Here is a 4,177-nt window from a genome sequence, read left to right as displayed (position 1 = left end):
GCGAGGCCGGCGAGCGGGCCGAACACCCCGCCCGCGAGGATGACGGCGACGACGACGAGGGCGAGCCCCTTCAGGCGACCCAGCGGTAGCCGGGTGGGCGCCGAGTCCACCCCGGCGCCGACCCTCGCGACCTCGCCGCGTCGGGCCCGCCGCTCCCCGACCATCACGACCAGGGCCAACACGATGAGGACGCACGCCAGGACAGCCGCCGGGACACGGTCGAACGCCGCCCGGTAGGAGTGGTAGATGCCCAGTGTGAACGCCTCGTAGCGGAGCATCGCGACCGCCCCGAAGTCGGACAGCGTGTACAGCGCCACCAGGAGTCCGCCCGCGGCGACCGCCGGTCGGATCTGTCGGAAGGTCACCCCGAACACGGCGCGGGTGGTGCCGTGCCCGAGGGTGCGCGCGACCTCCTCGAGCCCCGGGTCCACCCGCCGGAGGGCGGCGGAGGCGGGGAGGAACACGTACGGGTAGCAGGAGATGGTGAGCACCGCGACGGCCCCCGGCAACCCGAGGACCTCCGGGAAGTCGGCCACCCAGAGGTAGCCGAGGACATACGACGGTGTGGCCAGCGGAACGCACAGGAGCGCACCGATGACCGGGGCCCCCGGTAGGTCGGTGCGGACCACGAGCCACGCCATCCCCACCCCGACGATCACGCTGGCGGTGGTGACCAACACGACCAGCACGACGGTGTTGCCGAGGAGGGTCAGCGTCCGACCGGAGCCGAGCACCTCGGCGGCGGACGCCGGGCCCCGTTCGCCAGCCCGGATGACCAGGTAGACCAGCGGGATGAGCGTCGCCGCACACGCCAGCACGGCGGCCGCCCCGAGGAGGGGCCGGCCGCCGCGCAGTCGCGTCAGCAGGTCGATGTCCGGTCCGTCAGATCATGCCGACGCGGGCGAGCATGGCCTGCGTCTGCTCGAGACCGTCCAGCTGACCGAGGTCGATGTCCGGGCCGCCGAGCGTGTCCAGCGGAGGGAGGCCGGCCGCGTCCGTGGCGATCCCCGGGACCACGGGGTACTCGCTTGTCTCCTCGACGAAATATGTCTGGGCCGGCTCGGCCAGGAACGCCTCGACGACGCGGCGGGCGTCGTCGGGGCGGTCCGTGGAGGCGAGGATCGCGACGCCCGCCACGTTGACCAGCGCACCCGGATCGCCCTGCGCCATGTACTTCACGCGGGCGCGCATGTTCTCCGCACCCTTCTCCGCGGCCGAGTTGTACCAGTAGTAGTGGTTGGTCAGACCGAGTTCGACGGTGCCCGCGTCGACGGCCTGCAGGAGCGCGTTGTTGTTCTCGAAGGTCTGCGGGTCGTTGGCGAGGAAGTCCCGCAGCCACTGCTCGGCGGCCTCGTCGCCCCGGTCCACCCGCAGCGCCGTGACGAAGGACTGGAACGACGCGTTGGTGGGCGCGTAGCCCACGCGCCCCTTCCACTCGGGGGCCAGGACCGCGTCGATGGTGTCGGGCACCTCGGCCTCGTCCAGTGTCCGGGAGTCGTAGATCAGGACGCGCGCCCGCAGGCTGGTCGCGACCCAGGTGCCGTCCGCCGCGCGGTATTCCGCGGGGACGGCCTCGGTCACGGACTCGTCGAGCTGCTGCAGCAGGCCCGCGTTGTCGAGGGCACCGAGGGCCCCGGCGTCCTGTGAGAAGAACACGTCCGCGGGGCTGGCCTCCCCCTCCTCCGCGATCTGCGCCGCCATCTCCGGGGTGGAGGCGTACCGCACCTCGATGTCCACCCCGGTGGAGTCCGAGATCTGCTCGATCAGCGGGGCCACGAGGCTCTCGCTGCGACCGGAGTAGAGCACCAGTGCATCCGATTCGTCGGAGTCCGAGGTGCAGGCCGCCAGCCCGAGTACGAGGGATCCGGCGGCGGCCAGGGCTGCAACACGACGCAGCTTCATTGTGGCTCCTTAGCGGTTCCCGACGCCGTGTCGTCGACGTCGACGGAGCTTAGCCTAACCTGAACGGCCCTTCCGGACAGTGCGCAGGGCACGCGACATCGTCTCCATCGCACCGGATGCCGGGGCGCCGGATGCCTGTCAGTCGAGGTCGTCGTGGCGCATGAGCTGGCGCGCCGCCTCGGTGATCGTGCCCGTCATCGACGGGTAGACCGAGAACGAGCCCGCGAGATCGCCCACCGTGAGCTGGTTCCGCACCGCCACCGAGATCGGCAGGATGAGCTCGGAGGCGGTGGGGGCGACGACCACGCCGCCGACCACCACGCCCGACGCCGGGCGACAGAAGAGCTTGACGAACCCGCGGCGCAGGCTGCGCATCTTGGCCCGGGGGTTGCCTGCCAGCGGCATGACCTCCACGCGCGCCGGCACCTCGCCGCTCTCGATCTGCGCGTGCGAGATGCCGACGGTGGCGATCTCCGGCCGGGTGAACACCGCCGAGGCCACGGTCTTGAGCTTGATGGGGCTGACGCCCTCGCCCAGCGCGTGGTACATCGCGATGCGCCCCTGCATGGCGGCCACGGAGGCGAGCGGGAACAAGTCGGTGCAGTCGCCGCCGGCGTAGATGCCCGGCGCGGTGGTACGCGAGACGCGGTCGACCTTGATGTGGCCGCTGCGCTGCAACTCGACACCGGCGCTCTCCAGTCCGAGGCCCTCGGTGTTGGGCACGGAACCGACGCAGATGAGGGCGTGGGACCCCTTGACCGTGCGACCGTCCCCGAGGCGGACGATGATTCCGTCCTGGAAGTGCTCGACCGCGTCGGCGCGCGCGTGCTTGACCAGCGAGACGCCCCGCTCACTGAGCGCCTCCTCCAGCACCAGGGCGGCGTCGGCGTCCTCGTGCGGCAGCACACGGTCGCGGCTGGAGACCATGGTGACCTTGACACCCATCTCCGTGAACGCCGAGACGAACTCGGCACCGGTCACACCCGATCCCACCACCACGAGGTGCGTCGGGAGCACGGTGAGGTCGTAGAGCTGACGCCAGTTGAGGATCCGCTCGCCGTCGGGCTCCGCGCCCGAGATCACGCGGGGGCTGGACCCGGTGGCCACCAGGACCACGTCGGCGTCGAAGATCTTCTCCTGGCCGTCATCGAACGTCACGGCCACCCGGTGGGAGGCCATGCCGGGCTGGGAGTCGTGCAGACGGGCCCGTCCGGACAGCAGCCGCACGCCCTCGCGCTGGAGTTGCGACCGGATGTCCGCGGACTGGGCGCGCGCCAGGGATTTGACCCGGCCGTTGACCTGACCCAGCTTGTAGGCGGTGGGATCGAAGTGCGCCTGGACGCCCATCTCCTCGGCCCGGCGCATGTCCGTGCGCACGCCGGTGGTGGCGATGAACGTCTTGGACGGCACGCAGTCACTCAGGACACAGTTGCCGCCGATGCCGTCGGAGTCGACGATCGTGACGTCCGCACCGTACTGGGCCGCGACCAGCGCGGCCTCGTAGCCGGCGGGGCCGCCGCCGATGATGATGATGCGTTGCGTCACATGTCCTCCACGGCTCACAGGGGTAAGGGCCGGGCGCCGCAGCCCGCTGTGGCGGATCGCGTCACGTCCGCCGTACACGGTAGTCGAACGCCACGATCGGGGACGCCGGGACATCTGGCCGCCACCGCCGAAGGGGCTAGGGTTGTGGGCGTGCCTCTCTACGCCGCGTACGGGACGAACATGTATCCCGATCAGATGAACACCCGCGCGCCGCACTCGCCCTTCGCGGGGACGGGTTGGCTCGAGGGCTGGCGCCTGACCTTCGCCGGGGACGACCCCACGTGGGAGGGTGCCGTCGCCACCGTCGTCGAGGACCCGGACTCCAGGGTGTTCGTGGTGCTCTACGACGTCCCCGACGAGGACGTCCGCGCCCTCGACCGCTGGGAGGGCACGGACCGGATGCCCGCCCGCAAGATCCGGGTCCGCATCACGCGCCGGCCCACCGTGCCCGACGGTCCCCCGGTCGACGCGCAGGAGTCCGAGTTCGCCGTGGACATCGCCCCGGCCGGCACCGACGACACCGTGCTCGCATGGCTGTACGTGATGGACGCCTTCGAGGGAGGTCTGCCGTCCGCGCGCTACCTCGGCCTGCTCGCGGACGCCGCCGAGTGCGCGGGGGCCCCCGAGAAGTACGTGCACGAATTGCGCACCCGCCCGTCGCGCAACGTCGGCCCCGGCGCCTGACGCGGATGGCGCCCCTGCTGACGCCCACCGACGAGGCCCGCGCGGC

General features: G+C 71.5%; 4 protein-coding genes. 1 reads left to right on the top strand and 3 read right to left on the bottom strand.

The annotated features are described in order from the left end of the window. The 3 genes from G6024_RS09030 to G6024_RS09020 form a co-directional block, all read right to left on the bottom strand. A partial coding sequence (locus tag G6024_RS09030) for an ABC transporter permease (protein WP_235027829.1) occupies positions 1–818 on the bottom strand: 818 nt, incomplete at its 3' end. A gap of 64 nt (positions 819–882) precedes the next feature. Beyond that, positions 883–1,902: an iron ABC transporter substrate-binding protein gene (locus G6024_RS09025; RefSeq protein ID WP_132063512.1), complete on the bottom strand. Its 1,020-nt coding sequence runs from the start codon at positions 1,900–1,902 to the stop codon at positions 883–885. A 138-nt stretch (positions 1,903–2,040) separates the two neighbouring features. Continuing rightward, a complete protein-coding gene (locus tag G6024_RS09020; protein WP_067712206.1) occupies positions 2,041–3,447 on the bottom strand; it encodes an NAD(P)H-quinone dehydrogenase in 1,407 nt (468 codons plus the stop codon). Positions 3,448–3,597: 150 nt separating this feature from the next. Between G6024_RS09020 and G6024_RS09015 the strand changes: the two genes are divergently transcribed. Beyond that, positions 3,598–4,131: a gamma-glutamylcyclotransferase family protein gene (locus G6024_RS09015; RefSeq protein WP_067712430.1), complete on the top strand. Its 534-nt coding sequence runs from the start codon at positions 3,598–3,600 to the stop codon at positions 4,129–4,131. Positions 4,132–4,177: the final 46 nt, after the last annotated feature.

It is taken from the genome of Dietzia maris (assembly GCF_014144855.1).
GTDB lineage: Bacteria > Actinomycetota > Actinomycetes > Mycobacteriales > Mycobacteriaceae > Dietzia > Dietzia kunjamensis.
This window is presented reverse-complemented; position numbering and strand designations above follow the sequence as displayed.